The organism is Streptomyces cavernicola, assembly GCF_029968035.1.
Classification (GTDB): Bacteria; Actinomycetota; Actinomycetes; order Streptomycetales; family Streptomycetaceae; genus Streptomyces; species Streptomyces cavernicola.
On record NZ_JASCIQ010000002.1, the window covers coordinates 180,839 to 207,414 of the forward strand.

Genomic DNA, 26,576 nt, shown 5'->3' on the forward strand with positions numbered 1-26,576 from the left:
CCACACAGCGCGAGCCGCATTCCTATGATGGGCGCACGACACCGCGGACCGCTGCGACCAGGCCGTCCGAACCCGGTGGAGAAAAGCGGCGCGACGGTGGTGGAGGGGTCGATGACTCAGGGGGCCGGTCAGGTACCCGCGGTGCGTACGGACACGGTGCGCGACTTCCGCGTACCCGCTTATGTGCACCAGGCCGGCCAGGAGCCCCCTGCGGAGACCGGCCAGGACACCGCGCAGGGCGGGCTGCCCGAGGGGTACACGCCGACACAGCGCGATCTGCCGGTCATCAACCGCGGTGACACGGTCCAGGTGCACATCAACCCGGCCGCCGAGCCCACGGGCACGTCGAGCGGCCTCGGCCCGCTCTACGTCGTCGGGGACGTGCACGGCTATCTCGACGAGCTGCTCGCCGCACTGCGCGAGCAGGGCCTGATCGACGAGGCGGGGGACTGGGCCGCGGGCAACGCCCGGCTCTGGTTCCTCGGCGACTTCACGGACCGCGGGCCCGACGGCATCGGCGTCATCGACCTGGTCATGCGGCTCTCCGCGCAGGCCGCGGCGGCGGGCGGGTACTGCAAGGCGCTGATGGGCAACCACGAGCTGCTGCTGCTCGGCGCGAAGCGCTTCGGCGACACCCCCGTCAACTCCGGTGCGGGCACGGCCACGTTCCAGGCCGCCTGGCTGCTCAACGGCGGCCAGAAGTCCGATATGGACCGGCTGCAGGACGTGCACCTGCAGTGGATGTCCCGGCTCGACGCGATCGAGCTGGAGGACGAGCACCTCCTGGTGCACTCGGACGCGCTGACGTATCTGGAGTACGGCGACTCGATCGAGGCCGTCAACGACACCATCCGCGAGGCGCTCACCCGCAACGACGCCGACGAGGTCTGGGACCTGTTCCGCAAGTTCACCAAGCGCTTCGCGTTCCGCGACGAGGGCGGCTCCGGGGCGGTCCAGCAGCTGTTGAACACCTACGGCGGCCGGCGCATCGTGCACGGCCACAGCCCCATCCCGTACCTGCTCGGCGAAGTGGGTTCGGAGGAGGGCGAGGACAGCTCGGGCCCGCAGGTCGACGGTCCGCATGTGTACGCCGACGGCCTCGCGATCGCCATGGACGGCGGCGTGACCATGGCCGGAAAACTCCTTGTGTGCCAACTCCCCCTGGATAACTGACGGTTGACCGGGCAGGCGTAGAGCACATGGGACGTCCCTGACCAGGGGCCGAATTCTTCAAACCCCCTGTCACGGCGCGCCGGAACCGCTCTACCATCTGCTTATCCGTAGCAGGCTCTCCTCCGTTTCCGCCCAACCGCCCGTGAGCACACGGGTGTCCCGGCCCTACGGAGCATCGGGGGATGCACATGAACAGCGCTCCGCACCTGCTGAATGAGGACCGCAAGGACTACGAGCGGATCCTCGATGAGGCGCTGCGCACCGCACCACACCGTCCAGAACTCGCCGCTGTGGGCGAGCGCCTGACTTCCGAGCAACTGCGCACGATGGCGTTGAACGCCACCGCCCTGATCACCGCCGCCGCGGCGACGGAGTACGAGCACTACGTCAAGGTCCGCGAGGAGCTGCGCGCCCCCACCCGGACCACCGCGGCCGCAGGTGAGCCGAGCGCGCCCGAGCCCGCCGCCGGTTCCGTCGGCCTGGCCACCACCATGGGCGAGGTCACCGAGACCGCGGGCGCCGGCCTGGTGGCCGTGCTCGCCGTGCTCGCCCCGGTGCTCGCGGGCACGGCCGCGGCGATCTTCCTGCTCGTCGGGTACATCCTGAAGATGGTCACGCCCCAACCCGCCCTCGCCGACACGCTGTTGACGGCAGGCTGGCTCTTCGGAGCGCTCACCGCGGCGGGCATTCTCGTCGCCGCGGTCGGCCTGCTGCTCACAGCGCTGCGCAACGGCTCCACGGCTCTTCCGGCAGGCCCACCGGAGGAGTCGAACGAGGAGCTGGTGCGCGCCCGGGAGGTCTGGCGGGAGGCGCTGCTGGAACGTGGCGTGCTGCCGTTCCTGCGCGAGGCCCTGGCCCAGCCGCGCGACGTCGTCGATCACGGACCGGGCCCGTCCGGTACGAGAATGCCCTCGCTCGGCTACAACCGGCCGGGGTTCAGCAGCCCCCTCGACGACGGCGACAGCGGCAGCGGCAGCGGCAGCGGCAGCGGCAGCGGCAGCGGCAGCGGTACGGATTCTGGCTCACGGCCGAGCTATTCGCGGCCGGACTTCTCCAGCCCTGACTTCGGCGGGCCGGAACATCGGCCGGACTAGCGGGTCGGACCAACTGGTCGGACCAGCAAGCCGGATGAGCAGATCGGTAGCGGTTTCACGTGAAACACCCACTCCCCACAGGCGAGGGCATCCGTATCCGGGCCCTGGCCCGAGCCGTCGTCCCGCTCGCCGCCCTGCTGCCGCTCACCGCGTGCGGGGTCGGCGAGAACATCTGCACCCTGCGGGATTCGCCCTCCGGCGTGGGGGTGTCCGTAGCGCCGGAGTTCGCGCCCGAGGCAGCAGAGGCCGAGCTCGTCGCCTGCTGGGACGGCCGCTGCCACTCGGGCGGAATGCCCCTGCAGAAGGAGCTCAGGGAGGCCGCGCAGCCGTCCGAACCTCCGACGGCCTGGCCCGGGTTCGCCATGATGGACGGCCTGCCGGAGGACGGGAAGAAGATCCGGGTGCGGCTGGTCCTCAAGGACGAGCGCGGGACGCCGCTGCTCGACGACGAGGTCATGGTCGTCACCGAGCTGACCTATCCCAACGGCCGCGAATGCTCACCGGGCGGCCCGCAGGCACACGTGAAGGTCACGAAGGACGGCAAGCTGACCGCACTCTGAGGCTGAGCACCGGGCCGGGCGACGGTGCCGGAAACGCCGCATGGGCCCCGGCACCACAGCCGGGACCCATGCGCAGCGCGCGATCAACGGACCGTACGCGTCGAAGAAGGAATCGACTCTCAGTACGGGATCAGTCCGCGAGCGGCAGGTAGACCCTGTTGCCCGCCGCGGCGAACTCCTTCGACTTCTCGAGCATGCCCGCCTCGATCTCCTCCTGGGAGGCGCCCTCCTCACCGCCGAACTGCTCGGTGATGCTCCTGCTGATCTTCATCGAGCAGAACTTGGGGCCACACATGGAGCAGAAGTGCGCCGTCTTCGCGGGCTCGGCCGGCAGCGTCTCGTCGTGGAACTCCCGAGCCGTGTCCGGGTCGAGGGCCAGGTTGAACTGGTCCTCCCAGCGGAACTCGAAACGGGCGTCCGAGAGCGCGTCGTCCCAGTCCTGGGCGCCCGGGTGGCCCTTCGCCAGGTCCGCCGCATGCGCCGCGATCTTGTACGTGATCACGCCGGTCTTCACGTCGTCCTTGTTCGGCAGGCCCAGGTGCTCCTTGGGCGTGACGTAGCAGAGCATCGCCGTGCCCCACCAGCCGATCATCGCGGCGCCGATGCCCGACGTGATGTGGTCGTAGGCGGGCGCGATGTCCGTGGTCAGCGGGCCGAGCGTGTAGAACGGCGCCTCCTCGCAGATCTCCTGCTGGAGGTCGATGTTCTCCTTGATCTTGTGCATCGGGACATGCCCCGGGCCCTCGATCATGGTCTGCACGTCATGCGCCTTGGCGATCTTGTTCAGCTCGCCCAGGGTCTCCAACTCCGCGAACTGCGCACGGTCGTTGGCGTCCGCGATCGAACCGGGGCGCAGCCCGTCGCCGAGCGAGTACGTCACGTCGTACGCGGCGAGGATCTCGCAGAGCTCCGCGAAGTTCTCGTACAGGAAGCTCTCCTTGTGGTGCGCGAGGCACCACGCGGCCATGATCGAGCCGCCGCGCGAGACGATGCCGGTCTTGCGGTTGGCGGTCAGCGGCACGAACGGGAGGCGGACGCCGGCGTGGACCGTCATGTAGTCCACGCCCTGCTCGGCCTGCTCGATGACCGTGTCCTTGTAGATCTCCCAGGTCAGCTCCTCGGCCTTGCCGTCGACCTTCTCCAGGGCCTGGTAGAGCGGCACGGTGCCGATCGGCACGGGGGAGTTGCGAAGGACCCACTCGCGGGTGGTGTGGATGTTGCGGCCGGTGGAGAGGTCCATGACCGTGTCGGCGCCCCACTTGGTGGCCCAGGTCATCTTGTCCACCTCCTCCTCGATGGAGGACGTGACCGCGGAGTTCCCGATGTTGGCGTTGACCTTCACCAGGAACCGCTTGCCGATGATCATCGGCTCGATCTCGGGGTGGTTGACGTTGGCCGGGATCACCGCGCGGCCCGCGGCGACCTCTTCCCGTACGACCTCGGGGTCGAGGTTCTCGCGGATCCCGATGAACTCCATCTCGGGCGTGATCTCCCCGCGACGGGCGTACGCGAGCTGCGTCACCGCCTGTCCGCCACGGCCCCGGCGCGGCTGCCGGGGGCGGCCGGGGAAGACCGCGTCGAGGTTCTTCAGTCCCCCGCGCGGCGACGTGTGCTTCACGCCGTCGTCCTCGGGGCGGGGCGGGCGGCCCGCGTACTCCTCGGTGTCGCCGCGGGCGATGATCCAGTTCTCCCGCAGCGGCGCGAGGCCGCGGCGGACGTCGGTATCGGCTGTCGGATCGGTGTACGGCCCTGATGTGTCGTACAGGGTCACGGCCTTGCCGTTGGTGAGGTGCACCTGGCGGACCGGCACGCGCAGGTCGGGGCGCGAGCCCTCGACATACGCCTTGTGCCAGCCGATGGACTTCCCGGCCTCGTCGCCCTGGTTCTGCGTCGAGGCAGGCGTGCGTGCGTCCGATGTGGTCATGAGACCTACTCCCTACGCCGGCATTACCCGGTAACAGGTTCGGCGGTCGACGCAGCCGTATCCGTATTCGAAGAACTGGCGTTAGCCAGACATTTCGTACGGAGGTCAGCGCCCTCTCAGCCCGGTGCTCCGAGCTCCCGCGATTGCAAAGGTGCCCCCACGCTAGCGCCCCCACGGCCACGCTGAACAGAGGGCCCCTTCCGTTCTTGCGATGATCGGGCGGTGACCACCACGCATCAGCCACCTCAGCCGCCCTCCGAACCGCCCCACGGAAACGGGCACGGTGGTGGCGGAAACGGCGACTCCAACGGCGATTCCAACGGCTCGCACGGCCATTCCCACGGCCACTCGCACAGCCACGGCCCGGCCGAGCCGGTGTCGAAGCATCTGCGGAAGGTCATCGCCGCGGTGCTGATCCCCTTCGCCGCCGCGGTGCTCGTCGGCCTCGCCGTGCTCTGGCCGGGCGGCGCCCCTCCGCACGAGCGCAGCGGCGTCGGCTTCGACCGGCAGACCGAGTCGGGCCGCGTGGTCCAGCTCCAGCGGGTCGACTGCAAGGACGTCAACGCCTCCCAGGTCCCGCCCACCGGCGACCCCTCGACGCCCGAGGGCCAGGAGGCGCAGCGTTCGCAGACCGGCACCTGTGCGAAGGCGACGATCGAGGTGACCAGCGGCAAGGACGCGGGCCGCACCTTCGTCGAGGTCGTCCAGCCGGACGCGCCACGGCAGTTGAAGAAGGACCAGGACGTGGTCGTGGCGTACGCGCCCGGGGCGCCCAAGGAGCTGCAGTACTCGGTGACCGATGTGGACCGCAGCGTTCCGATGTGGATCCTCGCGGCGGTCTTCGCACTCGCCGTGGTCGTGGTCGGGCGGATGCGCGGCTTCATGGCGCTCGTCGCGCTCGCCGTGAGCTTCGCGCTGCTGACCCTGTTCATCCTGCCGGCGATCCTGCAGGGCTCGAATCCGCTGGTGGTCGCGGTGGTCGGGGCGAGCGCCATCATGCTGATCGCCCTGTACATGTGCCACGGACTGACCGCGAGAACCTCGGTGGCCGCCCTCGGCACGCTGATCTCGCTGCTCCTCATCGGGCTGCTCGGCTCGCTCTTCATCGGCTGGGCGCACCTGAGCGGCAACACCGACGACAACACCGGCCTGATCCACGGTCTCTACCCGGAGATCGACATGAGCGGTCTGCTGCTCGCCGGCGTCATCATCGGTTCCCTCGGCGTGCTCGACGACGTGACGGTGACGCAGACCTCGGCCGTCTGGGAGCTGCACCACGCCGACCCGACGATGACGGCCCGGCAGCTGTACCGCGCGGGCATCCGGATCGGCCGCGACCACATCGCCTCGGTGGTCAACACCCTGGTCCTCGCGTACGCGGGCGCAGCCCTGCCGTTGCTGCTGCTCTTCTCCATCGCGCAGAGCAGTGTGGGAACGGTGGCCAACAGCGAGCTGGTGGCCGAGGAGATCGTGCGCACCCTGATCGGCTCGATCGGCCTGGTCGCCTCGGTGCCGGTGACCACCGCGCTCGCGGCCCTGCTGGTCTCGGCCGACAAGCCCGGTATGGCGGAGGCGAGTTCGGCCGCCTCGGGGCGGGGTGCGGCACGCGGCGGGGGCCGCGGCCGACGCCGCAAGCGCTGAGCCGGGGAGCGAACCCCGTCGCTCGTACGGCGAGGCGAACCCGGCGCTCGTACGTACGGCGAAGTGAACCCGACGCGCGTACAGCGAAAAGAACCGGCCGCGCCGAAGCGTTTCAGCGCAGCCGGGGAGGGAGTCACGGACAGTGCTCAGCCGGTGCTGGGCTCCTCCGCCAGGATGCGGCCGAGGGCCTCGTCGAGGTTGGCCTCGAAGTCGGCGAGCGTCCGCTCCTGGCCGAGCGGGACCAGCTTGTCCGTACGGTCGAGGAAGGCGAGCAGCGGGGCGATGCCCGCGCGGAACAGCGCCTGGTCGCCGCCGACCTGAAGGCGGATCAAGGCGTCGGTGAGCGGCTCGGGACCCTCGGGCGCGATGTGCACGTCGCCGTCGCCGCACGGGCCGCCCACTCCGTCGACCAGGAGTTCACGGCTGAATGCCCAGGTCACCGGGGCGTCGCCGGGCAAATGGAAGGTCAGTCGCACGGCAAAGGGGTCTCGGGTCTCGTACCGCAGCTCCACCGGGATGCGGAACGAGAGCTCCTCGGACACGAGAAAGCTCATCATGACCTCTGCCTGGACGGACTCGCGCATCGCCTACCCCGTTGCTGTGCCGTTGAGTTGGGCCGGAATCATCTTCTCGACCCTGAGGGCATCTTGCTCAACGTACGTAATAGATCACAAGGAGTGAGTTTTCAGATACTGATAGAGAAGGCCAGCGTGGCAAGCTTCCGGCCAACGTCGCTCTGCAACTCACGGACCGCCGGAAGCAGTCGGCCGCGCTGGTGCAGCGGCAGCGAGATCGCCAGCGTCGCCGCCGTGGTGCCGACGGTGATCGGGACGGCGGCGCAGACCGTCCCCAGTGCGTACTCCTGCTGTTCGACGACGGGTTGCATCCGCCCCATCCGCTCCAGGCGCCGCAGCAGAGTCCCGCTGTCCCGGACGGTGTACGGCGTGATGGCCTGCGCGGGATAGCGGGAGAGGTGCTCGCGCCGGTCGTCCTCGTCGAGCTGGGAGAGCAGGCACTGGCCGATCGCGTGGGCGTGCGCGGTCTGCCGGAAGTCGGCCCACTCCTCGACCGCGGGGCTGCCCTGGTTGTCGGCGATGTCCACGACTTCGACCTCGCCGTCGCGGTACACCGCGAAGTACACCGGCACGCCGATGGCGTCCCGCCAGTGCGCCAGGACGTCGCCGATCTTGCTGCGACGATTCTGCTCCGCTCCGCTGCTGGTCAGTCGCTCGGCCGCGGGCCCGAAGACGAACACCCCCTGTTCCCGGCGGAGATAGCCCTCGTGCGTGAGGGTGCGGAGCAGGTGGTACGCGGTGGGCAGGGGCAGTCCGGCCTCTCTGGCCAGCTGCTTGGCGGGCGCTCCGTCGGCGTGCGCGGCAACGGCCTCCAGGAGGCGCATCGCCCGCTGCACGGAGCCGATGAGGGTAGGTGCGGGGGTGCTGACTGCCGTGGCCAAGGTCCAACTCCCGTGGCGCGTGGGGGGAGCCCCCGTGGGGGAAGCGGAGCTGCCCGGAGACGCACCCCGCATCACTGTCCCGGACTCTAACGCCGACTGCGCCTCAGCGACCCTCCTGGCCGAAAGATTCCCCCTGCCGAGCGAAAGTGCGCTACATGCTCGCCCCGGGGACCATTCGCGCTCGCCGGGCTACCAGTCGCTGCGCGAGGACGACGAGGACATGAACTTCCGTACGACATAGATGAGTCCGCCGACGAGCGCGGCGAAGATCAGCACCTTGAAGAGCAGCGCTATGACGAAGCCGAGCAGCGAGAAGATCAGCCCGCCGAACACGAACAGCGCGATGGCCGGCACCGCGACCCACTTCACCCACCAGGGCAGTCCCTCGAACATCTCCTGCACGGCCATCGCCTTCTCCTTCCGCTTCCCCGAGTTCCGTCTCCCCGAGCTGTGCCTTCGATGCTAGGCGGGCGATCCGGCGTTCGGGGGCCGCGCAGCCCTTGTCCTTCCCTGAGTGAACCCTGAGGGGGTCTCGGGGTTCGCCCCTGACTCCGGACCGGCGCTCAGCCCTCGGGCGGCGGCGCGGCGCTCTCGCTCAGCGGCGCTCAGCCCTCGGGCGGCGAGAAGACCACGAGGACGCGCAGGTCCTCGCTGATGTGGTGGAAGCGGTGAGGAACGCCGGCCGACACGTAGACGACGCTGCCCCGGCTGACGGTCGTGGTCTCCGTGCCGACGGTGATCGCGGCCCGGCCGCTGGCCACGAAGTAGACCTCGTCCTGGTTGTGCGGCTGCTGCGGGTCGCTCTCGCCGGCGTTCAGCGCGTACAGGCCGACGGACATGTTCCGCTCGCGCAGGAACTGCAGGTACGCCCCCTGGTTCTCGGCCCGCTCCACCTCGAGCTCGTCCAACCGGAATGCCTTCATCGCCTGCCCGCCCTCGCTGCCGTCGTACGCCTGTGTCCGGCGCCGATCACGTCTGCCACGATCAGACACATGAAGAATTTCGTAGTCAAGACGGTCGCCAACTCGGCGGCTCTGGCCGTGGCCATCTGGCTGCTGGCCGACATCACCCTCACCGGGAACAGCACTTCCAAGAAGGTGATCACGCTCGTCCTGGTCGCCCTGGTCTTCGGCGTGGTGAACTTCCTGGTCAAGCCCCTCGTGCAGCTCCTGACCCTGCCGCTGTTCATCCTCACGCTCGGCCTGATCACCCTGGTGGTGAACGCGCTCATGCTGCTGCTCACCTCGTGGCTGGCCGAGCAGCTCTCCCTGAGCTTCCACGTCGAGGGCTTCTGGACGGCCGTACTCGGCGGCTTGATCATCAGTGTCGTCTCCTGGGCGATGGACGTGATCCTGCCCGACGGCAAGGACTGACGGACGACGATGAACGACCCCTTCCGCGTCTGTTTCGTCTGCACCGGCAACATCTGCCGGTCCCCCATGGCCGAGTCCGTCTTCCGCGCGCGCATCGACGAGGCCGGGCTCGACCGCCTCGTCGAGGTGGACAGCGCCGGCACCGGCGGCTGGCACGTGGGCGACGGGGCGGACCCACGCACAGTGTCCGTCCTCCTCGCCAACGGGTACGAAAGCACCCATTCCGCACGGCAGTTCAGCGCCGACTGGTTCGCCCGGCTCGACCTGGTGATCGCCCTCGACGCCGGGCACCTGCGCGATCTGCGCCGCCTCGCCCCCACTCCGGCCGACGCCGCCAAGGTGCGGCTGCTGCGCTCGTACGATCCCACCGCCGTGGATCTCGACGTTCCGGATCCTTATTACGGCGGTACGGACGGTTTTGAAGAGTGCCTCGAACTGGTCGAGGCCGCGTCCCCCGGGCTGCTCGCCGCGGTCCAGGAGGCGCTGACGGAGAGAGGTGCGGCATGACGGAACGCGGAATTCAGGGCTCGGCGGGCGACGGCACGCGCGCGGTGCGGGCCGGGCTCCCGGAGCCGGTGAAGCACGAACCGACGCTGCCGGGGCCGGTGTTCGCCGCGCATTTCCACCTGTCCGGCGAGCCGACCGGGCCCTATACGTACGGCCGTGACGAGAACCCGACCTGGACGCTCCTGGAGCGCGCCATCGGCGAACTCGAAGCGCCCGACGCCGAGGTCGAGACGCTGGCCTTCGCCTCCGGCATGGCCGCGATCTCCGCCGTGCTGTTCTCGCAGCTGCGCGCCGGCGACGTGGTGGTCATGCCCGACGACGGCTACCAGGCCCTGCCGCTCGTGCACGAACAGCTGCGGGCGTACGGCGTCGAGGTGCGCACCGCGCCCACCGGGGGCGACGCCCAGCTCGACGTCCTGGAGGGCGCGAAGCTGCTGTGGATCGAGACGCCCTCCAACCCGGGCCTCGACGTCTGCGACATCCGCCGCCTGGTGGCCGCCGCACATGAGCAGGGCGCCAAGGTGGCCGTCGACAACACCCTGGCGACGCCCCTCGGTCAGCGCCCGCTGGAGCTCGGCGCGGACTTCTCAGTGGCCAGCGGCACCAAGGGCCTCACCGGCCACGGCGATGTCCTGCTCGGGTACGTCACCGGCCGGGACGCCGAGGCGATGGCGGGCGTACGCCGCTGGCGGAAGATCGTCGGCGCGATCCCGGGCCCGATGGAGGCGTGGCTCGCCCACCGTTCCCTGGCCACGCTGCAGCTGCGCATCGATCGGCAGGTGGAGAACGCCCTGGCCGTCGCGGAGGCGCTGCGCACACGCGACGACGTGAGCGGCCTTCGCTACCCGGGGCTGTCCGAGGACCCCTCGCACAAGCTGGCCGCCCAGCAGATGCGGCGCTTCGGCAGCGTCGTCTCCTTCACGCTGGCCTCGCGCGAGCGCGCCGAGCGCTTCCTGGCCGCGCTCCATCTCGTCGAGGACGCCACGAGCTTCGGAGGCGTACGGTCCACCGCCGAGCGGCGGGCGCGCTGGGGCGGCGACGCCGTTCCGGAGGGCTTCATCCGCTTCTCCGCCGGCGCCGAGGACACCCAGGATCTGGTGGCCGACGTGCTGCGGGCGCTCGACGAGACCGCGGGCTGAAACGTGTGATAGACGGTCCGAGCCTCCCCCCTCGTGGCTCGGACCGTCGCGGTCCCGCATACGGAAATCACCGCTTCCGGATGCGCTTCCGGATGCGCTTCCGGGTGCTTCCAGATGCGAAGAACCGCTCGTACAAGGCTAGTTGACTCTCTGTCAGTGTCCAATCACGGTAGCGACAGAGACCTATCGACTTATTTATAGTTGGGTGCCTGCGGGGGCTTGAGGGGAGTGGGCATCGCATGGACCTGGCCTTGCTGCGCACGTTCGTCACTGTGCACCGGGCCGGCTCCTTCACCCGCGCCGCCGCTCTCCTGGGCCTCTCCCAGCCGGCCGTCACCTCCCAGATACGCACCCTGGAACGGCAGTTGGGCCGCCCCCTCTTCCTCCGCCAGGCACGCGGCGTGACGCCCACGACGGTCGGCGACGAGCTCGCGCACAAGGCCGCCCCACATCTGGACGCCCTGGTGGAGATCGCGGAGGGCGTCCCCGACGAGGAGTCGTCGACCCGCACCCTGCACCTCGCGGGCCCACCGGAGTTCACCGCGGAACGCGCCCTGCCCGCGCTCACCGCTCTCACCGGTGAGGACGGCCGGAGCTATGCGCTGCGCGCCTCGTTCGGCACGGCCGAGGAAGTGCTCGAAGGGCTCGCCGCCGGCCATCACGACCTGGCCATCTCGACCGCCCGCCCCCGTGGCGCACTCCTGACCGCGACCGCGCTCTGCGACGAGGAGCATGTCCTGGTCGCCTCCCCCGAGCTGGCCAAGCGATTCGACCCGGCGGGGCTGGGATCCGCTGAGCTCGACCCGGCGGGGCTCGACCCGGCGGGGCTCGGTCCCTGGGGCGGCGTGCCTCGGCTCGGGGCGCTGCCGGTGGTGGAGGTGCATGAATCGCTGCCGCTCGTCACGCGCTACTGGTCGGCCGTCCTCGACTCCCGGCCCGCCGCCTCCGGCACGGTGATCGCGCCGGACCTGCGGGCCGCCCTCGCCTGTGTCACGGCCGGCGCGGGCCTCTCCGTACTGCCGCGCTATCTCTGCGTGGAGGCCTTGGAGCGGGGGGACGTGGTGGCGCTGCTCGACCCCGCGGTGCCTCCGCTGCGCACGTACTTCCTGGTGGTGCGTACGGGGACGCTCGCGCTGCCGCATATCGCGCGGGCGCATGACTGGCTGCTGCGCGCGGCGGCGGACTGGAGCTGACGGGCGGCAGGCGATGTTTCACGTGGAACGTCGTTTCCTGAGGAACCCGCTCCGGGTGTGTTTCACGTGGAACATGACGGGCCACATTTCTTCCATGACCGTCCGACCCGTGGTCAAACGCACCGCCCGAGCCGTCCTCCTCGACGGCAACGATCTGATCCTCATCAAGCGCACCAAGCCGGGAGTGGATCCGTACTGGATCACGCCCGGCGGGGGAGTCGAGGCCGAGGACACCACTGTGGTCGACGCCCTGCACCGTGAGGTGCACGAGGAGCTCGGTGCGAAGATCACCGATGTGGTGCCCTGCTTCGTCGACACCGTGGAGCACATCGGCGCGGACGGCGGCGCCACCGGCGTGAAGGTGCAGCACTTCTTCGTCTGCCGTCTGGAGTCCATGGACACCTCGCAGCGGCACGGCCCGGAGATCGAGGAGCCCGCGGGCGAGTACGAGATCGTGCGGATCCCCTTCACCCGCGTCGGCATCGCCTCGGTCCACCTGGTGCCGCTCTCGCTGCGCCACTACCTCGACGGCAACATCGAGGGCGTACGCGCCATGCACGCACCGGACCTCGGATAGCCGGACCTCGGACAGCCGGACTTCCTACAGCCGGGCCGCTTCCAGTGCCGCTACGCGCCGGCTGCGACCAGTTCTTCCAGGGAGTCGTGGCGGATCCGGTTCACCGGGATGCCCGCGTCCCGCAGGACGTGCACGCCGTTGCGGATCAGTCCGGGCGGGCCGGAGAGGTACGCGTCGTACTCGTTCCACGGGCCGAACTCCCGTACCGCGTCCGGGAGCTGGCCGAGTCGGCTCTGCTGGTCGAAGCGGTCGATCACCGGGCGCACCGAGAGCCACGGGTGGGTCTGCTGGAGCTGCAGCATGGTGTCGATGTCGTACAGATCGTGGTCGCTGCGGGCGCCGTAGAAGACCTCGACCGGGCGGCGGTCGCCGTGCTCGGCGACGTCCTCGACGAGTGCCTTGATCGGGGCGATCCCGGTGCCGCCGCCCACACAGAGCAGCCCGTTGTGCTTCCCGTGGTCGACGGTCATGCTGCCGGCGGGCGGGCCGAGGCGGAGGGTGTCGCCGGGGCGGGCGCGGTGCACCAGGGCGCCGGAGACCCAGCCCGCCGGGACGGCCTTGACGTGGAAGCTCAGCAGCCCGTCGGCGCGGGGCGCGGAGGCGAACGAGTAGTGCCGCCACACCCGCGGCCACCACGGGGTCTCCAGGCTGGCGTACTGCCCGGCACGGAAGGGGTAGGGCTGGTCGGGCCGTACGGTGATCACCGCGATGTCGGGGGTCCGGCGCTCGTGCGAGACGACCTCGCCGAACCACCAGGCGGGCGCGCGCTGCTCGTCCTCCGCGGCCGCGTCGATCATGATCTGCGAGATCGTCGTGTACGTCCGCACCCAGGCGGCCTCGGTCGCCTCGTCCCAGGTGCTGCTCGCATACCGGCTGAGTGAGCCGATGAGCGCCTCGCCGACGGCCGGGTAGTGCTCGGGCTCGGTGCCGTACTTGCGGTGGCCGCGCCCGAGGTTCTTCAGGTACGAGACCAGGGCCTCGGTGTTGTCGAGGTTCTCGGCGGCGGTGAGCAGCGCCTTCAGGAGCCGGTCGCGCTGGGTGTCCATCGAGGCCGGGAAGAGCATCCGCAGGTCGGGGTGGCGCAGGAAGAGCAGCGCGTAGAAGTACGAGGTGACCTTGTCGGCGACGGGGCCCACCTCGGCCATCGTGCGCTGGATGAGCACCGCGTCCGGGGAGGGCTCGGAGACCGCCGCGGTCGGGGCGGCAGGGGCGGTCGGGGCGGCAGCGGTCGGGGCGGCGGGGGCTGTCGCGCCGGTCGGAGCGGCGGGGACGGAAGAGGCCGCGGGTGCGGTGCGCGGGCCGGGCTCGGCGGCACTCGCCGTACGGGACGCGGCGGGCGGCTGGGCGAGTGCGGTGCCCGCGGGCCTGGAGAAGAAGGACGAGGCGGGGGCGGGACCGGAGACGGTCTCGGGCTCGGCCGTCCCAGCGGAAGACAGGGCGGACGGCGCGGACGGCGCGGACGCGGAGGGCGAAGCGGACGCGACAGCGTTGGCGGGCGTCCTCGACGGCGTGCTCAACGCATCGGCGGGCCGCCGCGCCTCGGGTATCCGGTGCTCACGTGCGCTGCCGTCGCGCCACGGGCCCTCGTAGCCGGAGCCGGGCGGCGTGGGCTGCTCCTGCGACTGCGCGGACTGCTCCCGCGCGGGCTCGGGCCTGAACTGCTCGGGCGTGGGCTGCTCGGGCGTGGGCTGCTCCGCCGGTGCGGCCGGGTTCGTCGTCCTCTTGCGCGGGGTGAACCAGCCGCCCCCGTCATCGCCAGAACTGCCGTTGTCGGCCGACTTGGTGGTCGGAGCGTCCATTCTTTGCCTCGCCTCGAACATCTTTCGGTTGGTCTGTGCACTTTCCGTAGGGAAAGCACCTGTCTTTCCCCGCTCTGCACCCGAAGGAAATTGGGCCCACATTGAACCTTGCCCTACCGCCTATTACGGACCAGTAGGTCGAAATGTGATATTGCCCGCAAGCCGTCAACGCGGCCTGCAACCCCGTGTCTTCACACCGGACAAGTAGCGAGAAGTCCGGTAACCGATCCCCCTCCAGCCTTGCGGCTTCGCTGCTCTCGCGCGGGCTCGGGCGCCCGCTGCTCAACCGGACTCGACCATACCGGCAGCGGCAGCGCACACAAGCCCCTCACCCCTCGTTCGGTTTTCCCCCAGGGCACGTGCGCGGCGCAATTCCTCAATTGCGCCTCGCCGCACCCCTTTTCGTCTCGGCCCCGCGGAGCACGCGCTACGCCCCCGCGAGTACCTGCACTTACTCCCCTTGTCGGACGCGCGTACCCGCCTCCCGGCGAGACGGTGTTTCACGTGAAACTTGACCGCCCCGCACGACGGGCCACCCTCGCTGTCCATGTGGTCGCCGCCGCCGGCTGGCTCGGGCTGACGCTCGGCCTGCTCGCCCTCGCGGTCACGGCGATCACCACCGACTCCCCGGCGATGACCGAGGCCACCGTCCGCTCCATGAAGCTCTTCGCGGACTGGCTGGTCATCCCGCTGGCGCTGCTCACCCTGCTGAGCGGCCTCGTTCTGTCCCTGGGCACGCCCTGGGGACTCGCACGGCACCGCTGGGTCTATACGAAGTTCTGGCTGACCCTCGCCACCACCGTCGCGTCGGTCTTCGCACTGCGCCCAGGCGTCAGCGACGCCGCGGAGACGGTCGCCTCGGGTTCCACGGTGGTCGACCCCTCGGATCTGGTGGCCGGCCCCCTCGTCTCCCTGTCCGCGTACCTCTTCATGACGGTGCTCTCCGTACTGAAGCCCTGGGGGCTGACGAAGCGTGGCCGAAAGCACCGGGCCGCATCGCGTAATGCGGTGGACGCCAAGGGCGTACGTCAGACAGCCTGATCCGGGTGTCGACACCTTCGCTCTCCACGCTGCCCGTCCGACGACTCACCCCGCGCGATCTGACCGCCTGTGCGGACCTCTCCGAGAACCGCGGCTGGCCCCGCGAGGAACACAAGTGGGGCCTGCTGCTCTCCGCCGGCACCGGCCATGGCATCGACGACCCGGAGGGCGGCCTGGTCAGCGCCTGCGTCGTCACCTCGTACGGGCCTTATGAGCGCCCGGAGTTGGCGGCCATCGGCATGGTGCTCGTCTCCGAACGCCACGCCCGCCAGGGCATCGGCCGCCGCCTGATGCAGCACGTCCTCGACACCGTCGGCTCGACTCCGCTGACGCTGCACGCGACGGAGTACGGGCGGCCGCTGTACGAAGGGCTCGGTTTCAGGACGACCGGCCGCGCCGAGATGCTGCGCGGCCGCTTCCGTCTCTCCGGCCCGGCCCCCGCCGTACGCACCCGGCCCGCGACGGCCGAGGACCTGCAGGCGATCCTCCGCCTGGACGGCGAGGTCTTCGGCACCGACCGGACCGGCATGCTCACCCGCCTCCCCGCCTTCGCCGACCAGTTGCGGGTCGCCGAGGACGACGGCGAGCTCATCGGCTACGCGGCGGCCTGGCCGAACATGGGCACCCAGGTCGTCGGCCCGCTGATCGCCCGGGATACGGAGACCGCCAAGGCCCTCGTCGCCGATCTGGCCCAGAACACCGACCGCCCGCTGCGCACCGACATCGACGTACGGCACGAGGAGCTGGTGGCATGGCTGAAGCTCCAGGGCCTGGAGTCCTGGAGCTTCAACTCGGTGATGACGTACGGGATTTCGGAGCTGCCCGGCGACTGGACGCGACGCTACGCCCCGCTGACGGTCGCCGCCGGCTGAGCCTAGGGCCTGTCGTTTGGATCAGGCCGGATCTGGTCGACGGTGAGGGGCGGTCGCGACCCCGGCAAGATCCAAACGACAGGCCCTAGTCCCGCTCAGTGCCTCAGCCGGTGCTGCGGGCGAGTGCCTCCTGCCCGGCCGGCGCTCCGGAGGCGACGACCCGGGTGGCGCCGGAGCCGCGGCGCTCCAGTGCGGCGGAGAGCACGGCGAGCACGAGGGCGGAGGCGGCGAGCACGGCGCCCACCCAGTTCGGCGCGGTGAAGCCGAAGCCGGCGGCGATGACCAGTCCGCCGAGCCAGGCCGCCAAGGCGTTGCCGAGGTTGAACGCGCCGATGTTGACCGCCGAGGCGAGGGTGGGCGCCCCGGCCGCCTGGTCGAGCACGCGCTTCTGCAGCGGCGGCACGGTGGCGAAGCCCAGGGCGCCGATCAGCACGATCGTCACGGCTGAGGCGATCTTGTCGTGCGCGGTGAGCGTGAACAGGGCGAGGACGAGGGCGAGCGCGCCGAGCGAGACGTACAGCATCGGCATCAGGGCGCGGTCGGCGAACCTGCCGCCGATGAGGTTGCCGCCGACCATCCCGAGGCCGAAGAGGACGAGCAGCCAGGTGACGGAGGTGCCTGCGAAGCCTGCGACCTCGGTCATCATCGGCGTGATGTAGGTGATCGCGGCGAAGACGCCGCCGAAGCCGAGCACCGTCATCGCCATGGCGAGCAGCACCTGCACATTGCGGAAGGCGGCCAGCTCATGGCGCAGGCGCACGCCCTCCGGCTTGGGCATGTCCGGGACCAGCCTGGCCACACCGAGCAGCCCGATCACGCCGAGCAGGGCCACGATGCCGAAGGTGACGCGCCAGCCCACGCTCTGCCCGATGAATGTGCCGAGCGGGACACCCACCACGTTGGCGACGGTGAGGCCGGTGAACATCATCGCGATGGCGCCGGCCTTCTTCTCGGGCGCGACCAGATCCGCGGCGACGACCGAGCCGATGCCGAAGAACGCACCGTGGGCGAGCGAGGCGACCACCCGGCCGGCCAGCATCAGGCCGAAGACGGGGGCGAGGGCGGAGAGGACGTTCCCGACGATGAAGAGGCCCATCAGGAGCATCAGCATCCGCTTGCGCGAGACCTTGGTGCCGAGGGCGGTCATCAAGGGAGCGCCCAGGACGACGCCGAGCGCGTATCCGGTCACCAGGTAACCGGCGAGGGGGATCGAGACATCGAAGTCGGCGGCCACCTCGGGGAGAAGCCCCATGATCACGAATTCGGTGGTGCCGATTCCGAAGGCCCCGATCGCCAGGGCGAGGAGTGCGAGCGGCATGAGGGGTTTCGCCTTCCCAGAGGGGTGACTGCGCCTTACGAGCGTCCACAATAATTGCAGACGCTCTTTAATTGCAAACGCAGGCTATTTCATGCTTGGTCTATCCTGGGCGTCAGCCGCACCGGGAAACGGCCCACCAGGGCCTCACGGCAGGGAGGCAGGAGCCCCATGACAGCGACGGACCCCGCACTGACCGCTCTCGCGCAGGGCTGGTGCGCCCTCTCTTCCCTGCACGGCAAGATCGAGGCGCATATCGAGCGCGCCCTCCAGGCGAAGCACGAGCTGAGCGTCCGCGAGTACTCGCTCCTGGACGTCCTCAGCCGCCAGCACGACGGGCCGGGCGGCCATCTGCAGATGAAGCAGGTCGCGGACGCGGTCGTGCTCAGCCAGAGCGCCACCACCCGCCTGGTCACCCGGCTCGAGGACCGCGGACTGCTCTCCCGCTACCTCTGCCCGACCGACCGCCGCGGCATCTACACCGACGTCAGCGAGGCCGGGGCGCAGCTGCTCGCCGAGGCCCGGCCGACCAACGACACCGCCCTGCGCGAGGCCCTCGACGCGGCGGCCCAGAACGCCGAGCTCGCCCCGCTGGTCAAGGCCGTCGAGTCGCTCAACGCCCCGGCGCCGGCCTGAGCTCCTCGGCTCCGCCTCCGCCGTAATCCGCCGCACTTCCCCCAGGGGGCGCCGCCGCCCGCCCCGTAGGCTCCGCCCCATGGGAGATTTCGCGATCCGACCCGCCACTGCCGACGACCTTCCGGACATCGTGGCCATGCTCGCCGACGACCCCCTGGGCGCCCAGCGCGAGTCCCCCGACGACCTCACTCCGTACGAGGCGGCCTTCACGCGCCTGGCCGGTGATCCGCAGCAGCACCTGGTGGTGGCTGTGCGCGAGGACCGGGTCGTCGGCACGCTCCAGCTCACGGTCGTTCCCGGCCTTTCCCGTCGCGGCGCCACCCGCTCGATCATCGAGGGCGTACGCATCCACTCCGACGAGCGCGGCAGCGGTATCGGCACCCGCCTGATCGAGTGGGCCGTCGACGAATCCCGCCGCCAGGACTGCCAGTTGGTCCAGCTGACCTCCGACGCCACCCGCATCGAGGCGCACCGCTTCTACGAGCGCCTGGGCTTCGAGGCATCGCATCTGGGGTTCAAGCTGCGGCTGGGGTGAGGTCTGAGTGGGAACGTCGGCGGTCGTGTTTCACGTGAAACATGACCGCCGACGCCCTCCGCCGTTTCAGCCGCCGCCTCCGAAATCGCTTCAGCCGAGGCCGAACCACCCCTGCGGGTCCACCCCGCCCGGCACCGGCGCCCCCGCCTCGTACGGCTCGCGGGTGAAGACGAACGAGCCGAGGTCGAGGTGGCTCACCGAGCCGTCCTCCCGCCGCACCGCGCGCAGCGTCTCCCCCGCGTAGTAGCCGTTCAGGCCGGTCCACGTCCCGTCGGCCTCGGCGCGGAACGAGGCCGAGCGGCCGGCCGCCGCGAGCGGGCCGAGGTCGAGCCCGTCGTCCCCGCGCAGCCGAAGCCCGAAGGCATGCGTCCCCCAGTACCAGGCGCCCGCCAACTCCAGTACGCCCTGGTCGACTTCGGAGGCCGGCCGCCAGGTCTCCGGGATGCGCGGCTCCGCCTCCACGACGGTCTGGACGAGCTCAGCCGCCAGCGAACCGAGCAGCGGGCCCGAGGTGCAGTTGGCCAGAGCGACGGCCCCGACCTCCTCCTCCTCGCTGAACAGCAGCCCGGCCAGGAACCCCGGCAACGACCCCATGTGCCCGGCCAGCGTCCGCTGCTCCACGTTGAGCAGCTGCATCCCGAGGCCGTATCCCATGTACCGGTCCCCCGACTCGGGTGGCGCGGCCGGCGTCCGCATCTCCCGTACGGACTCCGCGCTCAGCACTCGCTCGTCGCCGCGCGCCAGGAAGGCCGCGAAGCGCGCCAGGTCCCCGGTGGTCGACCAGAGTTGGCCGGCGGGTGCCATCAAACCGAGGTCCTCCACCGGTTCGGCGAGGAGCACGTCCGCCCACGGGTGCACGGCAAGACCCTGCGCGTACGGGGCCTTCGGCTGCGCGCTCGTACGGTGCAGCCCGAGCGGTTCCAGGACCTCGGCCCGCAGCACCTCCTCCCAGGGCGCACCGCGCAGCTCCGCCACGAGCGAGCCGAGCAGGGTGTAGCCGGGGTTGGAGTAGTGGTGGCGCTGCCCCACCGGGTGCCGGAACGGCTGCTCGCCGAGCACGTCCGCGAGCTCGGGGCGTACGGTGCCGGGCGTCCGCTCCCACCAGGGCGAGGGTGACTCTGCGGCCAACCCGCCGGTGTGGGCGAGGAGTTGGGCAACGGTCACGTCACCGGCGGCCGCGCCTACGCCAGTGCCCGCGCCCGCTTCCAGGTCGGGGCACGGCAGATGCTTGCCCAGCGGGTCGTTGAGGTCGAGCAGCCCCTCGTCGCGCAGCCGCATCACCAGGACGGCGGTGAAGGTCTTGGTGATCGACCCGATGCGGTACTGGGTGTCCGCGTCCGGGAGCCGACCCGCCACCGAACCCCGCGCTCCGTGCCAGACGACCTGCCCGTCCCGTACGACGGCTGCGACGAGCGACGGCGCCCGGCCCTCGGCCTGCGCCTTGGCGGTCCGGTGCAGCAGGGCGCGGCGCGTGGCGGGGAGCAGCTCGTCGTAAGCGTGGTCTTCGAGTGTCATGCCCTCAGTTCACCGGCAGGTCCGGGCCTCAGTCGAGCGGATTACGGCACCGTCCCGCCGTACGGGTCGTCAGGCGTACGGGTCGTGTGCCCGGCTGTCCCCAGGGCGCGTCAGGAGCGCGGCTCGTCCCCCGGCTCGTCCCCCGGCTCGGGCAGCAGCGGAAAGAGGCGGCTGATGAGCGCGACGGGGCGGGCGCCGTCCGGCCGGGCCAGCGGGCGCTGCTCCCGGTCCCGGTAGGGCGCGAGGGCCTGTCGGACGGCCTCGGCGACGCGGCTCATCTCGTCCGGTGTCAGATAGGCGACCGCGCTGAAGGCCTCGTCGTGGCGCCACTCGTCCGGCACCTCGTCCCTGCGGCTCAGCCACCGCTGCCAGCTCTCGTCCTCCAACCCCCGGGCCAGATCGCCGAATTGGGCGTCAGCGGTCGGGAAGCCGCTTGAGGATGTGGCCGGGGAGCCGGTCGGAGAACCGGTCGGGGATTCGCTGCGGCTCCGCAGCCGCCAGGGTCGGGCGCGCCCGCCGCTGTGGGGCGCTTCCTCGATCCGGCCGTGCCGGGCCAGCTGCCGCAGGTGGAACGAGCAGAGCCCCGAGCTGTAGCCGAGCCGAGCCGCGGCCTCGGTCGCGGTGACGACGCCGACGTCGGCGAGCAGTTCGAGCAGCGCCGTCCGCACATCGTGCTCGGGCAGCCCTTCGCCGCTCGTGCGGCCCTGGCCCCGGCCTCGCCCGTAGGAGGTGTTGATGTCGTCCTCGGTCACTTCGCCACCTTCAAAAACCCTGGCTCGTATGCTTTGCAAAGTCTGCTAGTTTGCAAAGCAGTTGGCAAGGACAGAAGGGGAGTCCGTCATGTCCGTTCCGCAGGAGCAGTCGTCCCGTCCCGTCGACCGACGCCCTCGCGTGCAGGGCCGGCCCGTCGACGCCCACCCAGCCCGTCCCCGGAAGCGGCGCGGGGCTCGGTGCGCCGGATCACGGAGGTCGGCGAGGACGTGCTGGCCCGACCGTGCCGGGACGTCACCGAGTTCGGCTCCCTGGAGCTCGCGACCCTGATCGACGACATGTTCCTGACGATGTACGTGGCCGACGGCGCCGGCCTCGCCGCCAACCAAGTCGGCGTCGACCTGCGGCTGTTCGTCTACGACTGCTGGGACGACCAGGGCATCCGGCACGTCGGCCACATCCTCAACCCGGTCCTCGAACTGCCCGAGCCGGGCGAGCGCCGACTCGTCGACGACATGGAGGGCTGCCTGTCCGTGCCCGGCGCCGGCCTGCCCGTCCCCCGCACGGACCACGCCGTCGTACGCGGCCTCGACCAGGACGGCGACCCGCTCACCGTCGAGGGCACCGGCTACTTCGCCCGCTGCCTGCAGCACGAGACGGACCACCTCCTCGGCCGCACCTACGTGGACCGCCTCTCCAAGCGCGACCGCAAGGAAGCCCTGCGCCAGATGGAAGAGCGGCGCGAGGCGGTCTTCGCCCAACGCGCCTCCAGAGAAGCCGAGTTGGGCCCCCGATGACCGACCGATGAGCCACCTTTCGCCGGGCGGCTCCGGCATGATGCTCGTCCATGAGTGCAGGATCGGATTGGTTCACGCAGGCGGGCCACGGCGTGCGCTTCGAGTGGGGGCCTGCCGGTGCGGGGCTGCTCGCGCAGGACGCTGCCTGTCTTGTCGTCGTCGATGTGCTGTCGTTCACCACAGCTGTGACCGTTGCGGTGGAGGCGGGCACCAAGGTCTTCCCCTACCGCTGGCGCGACGCGACCGCCCAGGAGTTCGCCGACGAGGTCGGGGCCCGGCTGGCCGTGGGGCGGCGGATGGCCGACGAGACATCGCCCTGGTCGCTGTCACCCGCCGCGCTGCGCCGCGCGCCCTTCGCCTCACGCCTTGTGCTCCCCTCGCCCAACGGCTCCAGCATCGCCGCCGCGGCAGGCGAATCTACGGTGGTGGCCGGGGCCTTGAGGAACGCGAGCGCCGTCGGCCGTTGGCTGGCGGGCAGCGGGTTCGGCACGGCCGAGCGGCCCGTACTGGTGGTCGCCTCGGGTGAGCGTTGGCCGGACGGCAGCCTCAGGCCCGCGCTCGAAGACCTCCTCGGCGCCGGCGCCGTGATCGCCGCACTGCACCGGTCCGGCCGGGACCTGCTCTCCCCGGAGGCGGCCATGGCCTCCGCCGCGTACGAGAGCGTGCCGGACATCGCAGCCACCCTGGCCGCCTGCGCCTCGGGGCGGGAGCTCATCGCGGGCGGCTACGCGGACGACGTCGCCGTCGCAGCGGAGTCGGACGCCTGCGAGGTCGTCCCCGTACTGATCGACGGAGCGTTCGCAGCCGCCCGCTGGATGCCCCGAGCCGGACCTCTCAGGTCTGCGCCATGTCCACGAAGCGCGAGTAGTGGCCCTGGAAGGCGACCGTGATCGTGGCCGTCGGGCCGTTACGGTGCTTGCCGACGATGATGTCCGCCTCGCCCGCGCGGGGCGACTCCTTCTCGTACGCATCCTCGCGGTGCAGCAGGATGACCATGTCCGCGTCCTGCTCGATGGAGCCGGATTCACGCAGGTCGGAGACCATCGGCTTCTTGTCCGTGCGCTGCTCGGGGCCACGGTTCAGCTGCGAGAGCGCGATCACCGGAAGCTCCAGCTCCTTGGCGAGGAGCTTGAGGTTTCGCGACATGTCCGAGACCTCCTGCTGGCGGCTCTCGGCGCGCTTGGAGCCGCCGGACTGCATCAGCTGGAGGTAGTCGATGACGACGAGCTTCAGGTCGTTCCGCTGCTTCAGGCGGCGGCACTTGGCGCGGATCTCCATCATCGACAGGTTCGGGGAGTCGTCGATGTAGAGCGGGGCGGCCGAGACGTCCGGCATCCGGCGGGCGAGCCGGGTCCAGTCCTCGTCGGTCATCGTGCCCGAGCGCATGTGGTGCAGGGCGACGCGCGCCTCGGCGGAGAGCAGACGCATCGCGATCTCGTTGCGCCCCATTTCGAGCGAGAAGATCACGCTCGGCATGTTGTGCTTGATGGAGCAGGCCCGCGCGAAGTCCAGCGCCAGCGTGGACTTACCCATGGCGGGACGGGCGGCGATGATGATCATCTGGCCCGGGTGCAGGCCGTTGGTGAGCTGGTCGAGGTCGGTGAAGCCGGTCGGCACACCGGTCATCTCCCCGGAGCGCGAGCCGATCGCCTCGATCTCGTCGAGCGCGCCCTCCATGATGTCGCCGAGCGGCAGATAGTCCTCGGTGGTGCGCTGCTCGGTGACTTGATAGATCTCGGCCTGGGCGCTGTTGACGATGTCGTCGACGTCGCCGTCCGCCGCGTATCCCATCTGCGTGATGCGCGTGCCGGCCTCGACGAGGCGGCGGAGCACGGCGCGCTCGTGGACGATCTCCGCGTAGTACTCGGCGTTGGCGGCCGTGGGGACCGTCTGCACCAGCGTGTGCAGATAGGAGGCGCCGCCGACCTTGGTGATCTCGCCGCGCTTGGTGAGCTCGGCCGCCACGGTGATCGGGTCGGCGGGCTCGCCCTTCGCGTACAGATCGAGGATCGACTGGTAGATCGTCTCGTGCGCCGGGCGGTAGAAGTCGTGGCCCTTGAGGACTTCGACGACATCGGCGATGGCGTCCTTGGAGAGCAGCATGCCGCCGAGGACGGACTGCTCGGCGTCCAGGTCCTGCGGGGGGACGCGCTCGAAGGCCGAGGCGCCGTCCCACGGGCCGTCCCCGCCCCTGTCGTGCTGGTCGTCCCGGCCGCGGCCACGGCCGCCGTCCCTGCGCTGGCGGGTTACGGGCAGTCGGTCACCCGGACCGCTGTCGGCCCAGGGGCCTTCCAAAGGCTCGGACACACTCACCGGGCACCTCCTCCCGTCCGCCGAGCGGACCTCGCCGTGCCCGCTCTTTTCTACGGCACGGCACTGACAAACCAGAGACCCAACTCCGCTTCTGTCGCGTTGGTTATGCGGGGGTTTCCGGGAGCGGAAAACGGGGCGGGCGCCGGACCACGGTAGGGCCGCGGGCACCGTCAGCCAATCTGGTTATCCACAGGGCCTGTGGATGACGGACCCGATGCTGTGGAGAACTCGCCGAATCCTGTGCACGGTCCGGTGGACAGCGCTGTGAACAAGCCCTCAGGCCTCCTGACGAACATCCCCTGACCTGGCCTTTTACTACCCCCCGGCTGTGCATAGAAAAAAGTTCTGAAACCGGAGCAAGATCAGGGCGGGCAGCGCCCCGCAACGACCCGAGGAGACGGCAACGTAAGGGTCAGAATCACATTGCGTCCATTACCTGTGGAAGATTACATTGGAGCCCATGACACAGGCTCCCGCCAACCCCGAGGCCGACCCCAAGGCCGTCCGCAGACGGCACGACCGCGAGATCATCTCGCTCGCCGTGCCGGCCTTCGGAGCACTGGTCGCCGAGCCCCTCTTCGTCATGGCCGACACCGCCATCGTCGGCCACCTCGGCACGGCCCAGCTGGCCGGCCTCGGCGTCGCCTCCGCCCTCCTCATGACGGGCGTCAGCATCTTCGTCTTCCTCGCGTACGCGACGACCGCCGCCGTCGCCCGCCGGGTCGGCGCCGGCGACATGCAGTCCGCGATCCGCCAGGGCATGGACGGCATCTGGCTCGCGCTGCTCATCGGCATCGCGGTCGTCGCCGTCATCGTGCCGACGGCGCCTGCGGTGATCGACCTCTTCGGCGCCTCCGCCACCGCGGCCCCGCACGCGATCACCTATCTGCGGATCTCCGCCATCGGCATCCCCGCGATGCTCGTCGTCCTCGCCGCCACCGGAGTCCTGCGCGGACTCCAGGACACGAAGACCCCGCTCTACGTCGCGATCGCGGGCTTCGTCGCCAACGCCCTGCTCAACGTCGGGCTCGTCTACGGCGCCGGGCTCGGCATCGCAGGATCCGCCTGGGGCACGGCCATCGCCCAGATCGGCATGGCGGTCGCGTACCTCGTCGTCGTGGTCCGGGGCGCCCGGCGCCATCACGCCTCGCTGCGCCCGGACACCGCCGGCATCCGCGCCTGTGCACAGGCCGGGATCCCGCTCCTCGTCCGTACGCTCTCGCTGCGGGCGATCATGATCATCGCCACCGCGGTCGCCGCCCGCCTCGGGGACGCGGACATCGCCGCCCACCAGATCATCCTGACCCTGTGGAGCCTCTTGGCCTTCGCCCTCGACGCGATCGCCATCGCCGGTCAGGCGATCATCGGCCGCTACCTCGGCGCCGGGGACACCGAGGGCGCCAAGGCCGCCTGCCGGCGCATGGTGCAGTGGGGCATCGCGTCCGGCGTCGTGCTCGGACTGCTCGTCGTGGCCGCCCGGCCGATCTTCCTGCCGCTGTTCACCGGCGACACCCAGGTCCAGGACGCCGCGTTCATCGCGCTGCTCGTCGTGGCCGCGTCCCAGCCGGTCTCCGGCATCGTCTTCGTGCTCGACGGCGTGCTGATGGGTGCGGGCGACGGACCGTATCTGGCCTGGGCGATGCTCGCGACGCTCGCCGTATTCATCCCGGCCGCCCTGCTCGTACCGAACTTCGGCGGTGGACTGACCGCGCTGTGGGGAGCGATGGCGCTGATGATGACGGTCCGGATGATCACGCTCTGGCTGCGCGCCCGCTCGGGCCGCTGGATCGTCACGGGCGCCACCCGCTGACGTTTCACGTGAAACGGCGCTGCCGAACACGCACGAACGAGAGCGCCGTACGAACAAGCCGTACGAACAAAAAGTTGGGCCCGCACCCCGGAAGGTGCGGGCCCAACTCTTCGACTCAGCAGTGCCGAGCGCGACGCTTACGCGGCGACGACCTCGATGTTGACCTTGGCGGCCACCTCGGGGTGCAGGCGCACGGACGTCTCGTAGCCGCCCAGCGTCTTGATCGGCGAGCCCAGCTCGACGCGACGCTTGTCGATCTTCGGGCCGCCGGCAGCCTCGATCGCCGAAGCGACGTCGGCCGGGGTGACGGAACCGAAGAGGCGACCGGCCTCACCGGAGCGGACGGCAAGGCGAACCTTGACGGCCTCGAGCTGGCCCTTGATCTGGTTGGCCTGCTCGATCGTCGCGATCTCGTGGATCTTGCGGGCGCGGCGGATCTGCGCCACGTCCTTCTCGCCACCCTTGGTCCAGCGGATCGCGAAGTTCCGCGGGATCAGGTAGTTGCGGGCGTAACCGTCCTTGACGTCGACGACGTCGCCAGCAGCGCCGAGGCCAGAAACCTCGTGGGTCAGGATGATCTTCATGTTTCGGTCAC

General features: G+C 70.4%; 26 protein-coding genes and 1 pseudogene. 16 read left to right on the forward strand and 11 right to left on the reverse strand.

The features are described from left to right. Positions 1–111 precede the first annotated feature (111 nt). The 3 genes from QIS96_RS02615 (at position 112) to QIS96_RS02625 (ending at position 2,827) form a co-directional block, all read left to right on the forward strand. Entirely contained in the window at positions 112–1,173 is a 1,062-nt protein-coding gene (locus QIS96_RS02615; protein WP_282540665.1) for a metallophosphoesterase family protein, read from the forward strand. Positions 1,174–1,355: 182 nt separating this feature from the next. After that, positions 1,356–2,267 carry a hypothetical protein gene (locus QIS96_RS02620; RefSeq protein ID WP_282540666.1) on the forward strand — a complete coding sequence of 304 codons (912 nt, stop codon included), beginning with the start codon at positions 1,356–1,358 and terminating at the stop codon, positions 2,265–2,267. A gap of 59 nt (positions 2,268–2,326) precedes the next feature. Beyond that, positions 2,327–2,827, forward strand: coding sequence for a hypothetical protein (locus tag QIS96_RS02625; protein WP_282540667.1), 501 nt, complete (start codon positions 2,327–2,329; stop codon positions 2,825–2,827). 130 nt (positions 2,828–2,957) lie between these two features. Here the strand turns inward: QIS96_RS02625 and thiC are convergent, their stop codons facing one another. Continuing rightward, positions 2,958–4,751, reverse strand: a complete 1,794-nt coding sequence (gene thiC / locus QIS96_RS02630) for a phosphomethylpyrimidine synthase ThiC (RefSeq protein ID WP_282540668.1) — start codon at positions 4,749–4,751, stop codon at positions 2,958–2,960. A gap of 222 nt (positions 4,752–4,973) precedes the next feature. Here thiC and QIS96_RS02635 point away from each other — a divergent pair, with 222 nt between their 5' ends. Beyond that, complete coding sequence (locus QIS96_RS02635; protein WP_282540669.1) at positions 4,974–6,392, forward strand: YibE/F family protein; 1,419 nt, start codon at positions 4,974–4,976, stop codon at positions 6,390–6,392. Between the two features lie 146 nt (positions 6,393–6,538). Here QIS96_RS02635 and QIS96_RS02640 read toward each other — a convergent pair whose 3' ends face one another. The 4 genes from QIS96_RS02640 to QIS96_RS02655 all read right to left on the reverse strand — a co-directional run bounded on the left by QIS96_RS02640 (position 6,539) and on the right by QIS96_RS02655 (position 8,771). Then, the gene (locus QIS96_RS02640; protein ID WP_282540670.1) at positions 6,539–6,976 is read right to left on the reverse strand and encodes an SsgA family sporulation/cell division regulator; all 438 of its coding nucleotides are present in this window, start codon (positions 6,974–6,976) and stop codon (positions 6,539–6,541) included. A 101-nt stretch (positions 6,977–7,077) separates the two neighbouring features. Further along, positions 7,078–7,803, reverse strand: a complete 726-nt coding sequence (locus QIS96_RS02645) for an IclR family transcriptional regulator (protein WP_349017361.1) — start codon at positions 7,801–7,803, stop codon at positions 7,078–7,080. A 234-nt stretch (positions 7,804–8,037) separates the two neighbouring features. Then, a complete protein-coding gene (locus QIS96_RS02650; RefSeq protein ID WP_282540850.1) occupies positions 8,038–8,250 on the reverse strand; it encodes a DUF5326 family protein in 213 nt (70 codons plus the stop codon). A gap of 203 nt (positions 8,251–8,453) precedes the next feature. Next, positions 8,454–8,771 carry a cupin domain-containing protein gene (locus QIS96_RS02655; RefSeq protein ID WP_282540851.1) on the reverse strand — a complete coding sequence of 106 codons (318 nt, stop codon included), beginning with the start codon at positions 8,769–8,771 and terminating at the stop codon, positions 8,454–8,456. A 69-nt stretch (positions 8,772–8,840) separates the two neighbouring features. Here QIS96_RS02655 and QIS96_RS02660 point away from each other — a divergent pair, with 69 nt between their 5' ends. From QIS96_RS02660 to QIS96_RS02680, 5 genes are all read left to right on the forward strand, one after another. Beyond that, positions 8,841–9,221: a phage holin family protein gene (locus tag QIS96_RS02660; protein WP_282540672.1), complete on the forward strand. Its 381-nt coding sequence runs from the start codon at positions 8,841–8,843 to the stop codon at positions 9,219–9,221. Positions 9,222–9,230: 9 nt separating this feature from the next. Then, the gene (locus QIS96_RS02665) at positions 9,231–9,728 is read left to right on the forward strand and encodes a low molecular weight protein-tyrosine-phosphatase (RefSeq protein ID WP_282540673.1); all 498 of its coding nucleotides are present in this window, start codon (positions 9,231–9,233) and stop codon (positions 9,726–9,728) included. Then, positions 9,725–10,867 (forward strand): cystathionine gamma-lyase, encoded by a 1,143-nt coding sequence (locus QIS96_RS02670; RefSeq protein ID WP_282540674.1) that lies wholly within the window; start codon positions 9,725–9,727, stop codon positions 10,865–10,867. The genes QIS96_RS02665 and QIS96_RS02670 overlap by 4 nt, the downstream gene beginning before the upstream one ends. 239 nt (positions 10,868–11,106) lie before the next feature. Further along, positions 11,107–12,060, forward strand: coding sequence for a LysR family transcriptional regulator (locus QIS96_RS02675; protein WP_282540675.1), 954 nt, complete (start codon positions 11,107–11,109; stop codon positions 12,058–12,060). A 94-nt stretch (positions 12,061–12,154) separates the two neighbouring features. Continuing rightward, positions 12,155–12,637, forward strand: coding sequence for an NUDIX domain-containing protein (locus tag QIS96_RS02680; RefSeq protein ID WP_282540676.1), 483 nt, complete (start codon positions 12,155–12,157; stop codon positions 12,635–12,637). A gap of 50 nt (positions 12,638–12,687) precedes the next feature. On the opposite strand, the gene QIS96_RS02685 is transcribed toward QIS96_RS02680, so the two are convergent. Further along, positions 12,688–14,436: a globin domain-containing protein gene (locus QIS96_RS02685; RefSeq protein ID WP_282540677.1), complete on the reverse strand. Its 1,749-nt coding sequence runs from the start codon at positions 14,434–14,436 to the stop codon at positions 12,688–12,690. A gap of 504 nt (positions 14,437–14,940) precedes the next feature. Here QIS96_RS02685 and QIS96_RS02690 point away from each other — a divergent pair. Together QIS96_RS02690 and QIS96_RS02695 are read left to right on the forward strand one after the other, a co-directional pair. After that, complete coding sequence (locus tag QIS96_RS02690) at positions 14,941–15,477, forward strand: DUF2269 domain-containing protein (protein ID WP_282540678.1); 537 nt, start codon at positions 14,941–14,943, stop codon at positions 15,475–15,477. Positions 15,478–15,482: 5 nt separating this feature from the next. Beyond that, a complete protein-coding gene (locus QIS96_RS02695) occupies positions 15,483–16,349 on the forward strand; it encodes a GNAT family N-acetyltransferase (protein ID WP_282540679.1) in 867 nt (288 codons plus the stop codon). A 103-nt stretch (positions 16,350–16,452) separates the two neighbouring features. Here the strand turns inward: QIS96_RS02695 and QIS96_RS02700 are convergent, their stop codons facing one another. Continuing rightward, positions 16,453–17,667 carry an MFS transporter gene (locus tag QIS96_RS02700; protein WP_282540680.1) on the reverse strand — a complete coding sequence of 405 codons (1,215 nt, stop codon included), beginning with the start codon at positions 17,665–17,667 and terminating at the stop codon, positions 16,453–16,455. 168 nt (positions 17,668–17,835) lie between these two features. Here QIS96_RS02700 and QIS96_RS02705 point away from each other — a divergent pair, with 168 nt between their 5' ends. Together QIS96_RS02705 and QIS96_RS02710 are read left to right on the forward strand one after the other, a co-directional pair. Beyond that, positions 17,836–18,300 carry a MarR family winged helix-turn-helix transcriptional regulator gene (locus QIS96_RS02705; RefSeq protein WP_282540681.1) on the forward strand — a complete coding sequence of 155 codons (465 nt, stop codon included), beginning with the start codon at positions 17,836–17,838 and terminating at the stop codon, positions 18,298–18,300. A 79-nt stretch (positions 18,301–18,379) separates the two neighbouring features. Beyond that, positions 18,380–18,835, forward strand: coding sequence for a GNAT family N-acetyltransferase (locus tag QIS96_RS02710; RefSeq protein WP_282540682.1), 456 nt, complete (start codon positions 18,380–18,382; stop codon positions 18,833–18,835). A 90-nt stretch (positions 18,836–18,925) separates the two neighbouring features. Here QIS96_RS02710 and QIS96_RS02715 read toward each other — a convergent pair whose 3' ends face one another. Further along, positions 18,926–20,350: a serine hydrolase domain-containing protein gene (locus tag QIS96_RS02715; RefSeq protein ID WP_282540683.1), complete on the reverse strand. Its 1,425-nt coding sequence runs from the start codon at positions 20,348–20,350 to the stop codon at positions 18,926–18,928. 110 nt (positions 20,351–20,460) lie between these two features. Then, positions 20,461–21,102, reverse strand: coding sequence for a winged helix-turn-helix domain-containing protein (locus tag QIS96_RS02720; protein WP_282540684.1), 642 nt, complete (start codon positions 21,100–21,102; stop codon positions 20,461–20,463). 88 nt (positions 21,103–21,190) lie between these two features. Here QIS96_RS02720 and def point away from each other — a divergent pair. Together def and QIS96_RS02730 are read left to right on the forward strand one after the other, a co-directional pair. Next, a pseudogene (gene def / locus QIS96_RS02725) lies at positions 21,191–21,858 on the forward strand (peptide deformylase). A 50-nt stretch (positions 21,859–21,908) separates the two neighbouring features. Beyond that, entirely contained in the window at positions 21,909–22,748 is an 840-nt protein-coding gene (locus tag QIS96_RS02730) for a 2-phosphosulfolactate phosphatase (protein WP_282540685.1), read from the forward strand. On the opposite strand, the gene dnaB is transcribed toward QIS96_RS02730, so the two are convergent. Further along, complete coding sequence (dnaB, locus tag QIS96_RS02735; RefSeq protein ID WP_282540686.1) at positions 22,693–24,171, reverse strand: replicative DNA helicase; 1,479 nt, start codon at positions 24,169–24,171, stop codon at positions 22,693–22,695. The genes QIS96_RS02730 and dnaB overlap by 56 nt on opposite strands. A gap of 460 nt (positions 24,172–24,631) precedes the next feature. Between dnaB and QIS96_RS02740 the strand changes: the two genes are divergently transcribed. Then, complete coding sequence (locus tag QIS96_RS02740) at positions 24,632–25,981, forward strand: MATE family efflux transporter (protein ID WP_282540687.1); 1,350 nt, start codon at positions 24,632–24,634, stop codon at positions 25,979–25,981. 137 nt (positions 25,982–26,118) lie between these two features. On the opposite strand, the gene rplI is transcribed toward QIS96_RS02740, so the two are convergent. Next, a complete protein-coding gene (gene rplI / locus QIS96_RS02745) occupies positions 26,119–26,565 on the reverse strand; it encodes a 50S ribosomal protein L9 (RefSeq protein ID WP_282540688.1) in 447 nt (148 codons plus the stop codon). Positions 26,566–26,576 lie beyond the last annotated feature (11 nt).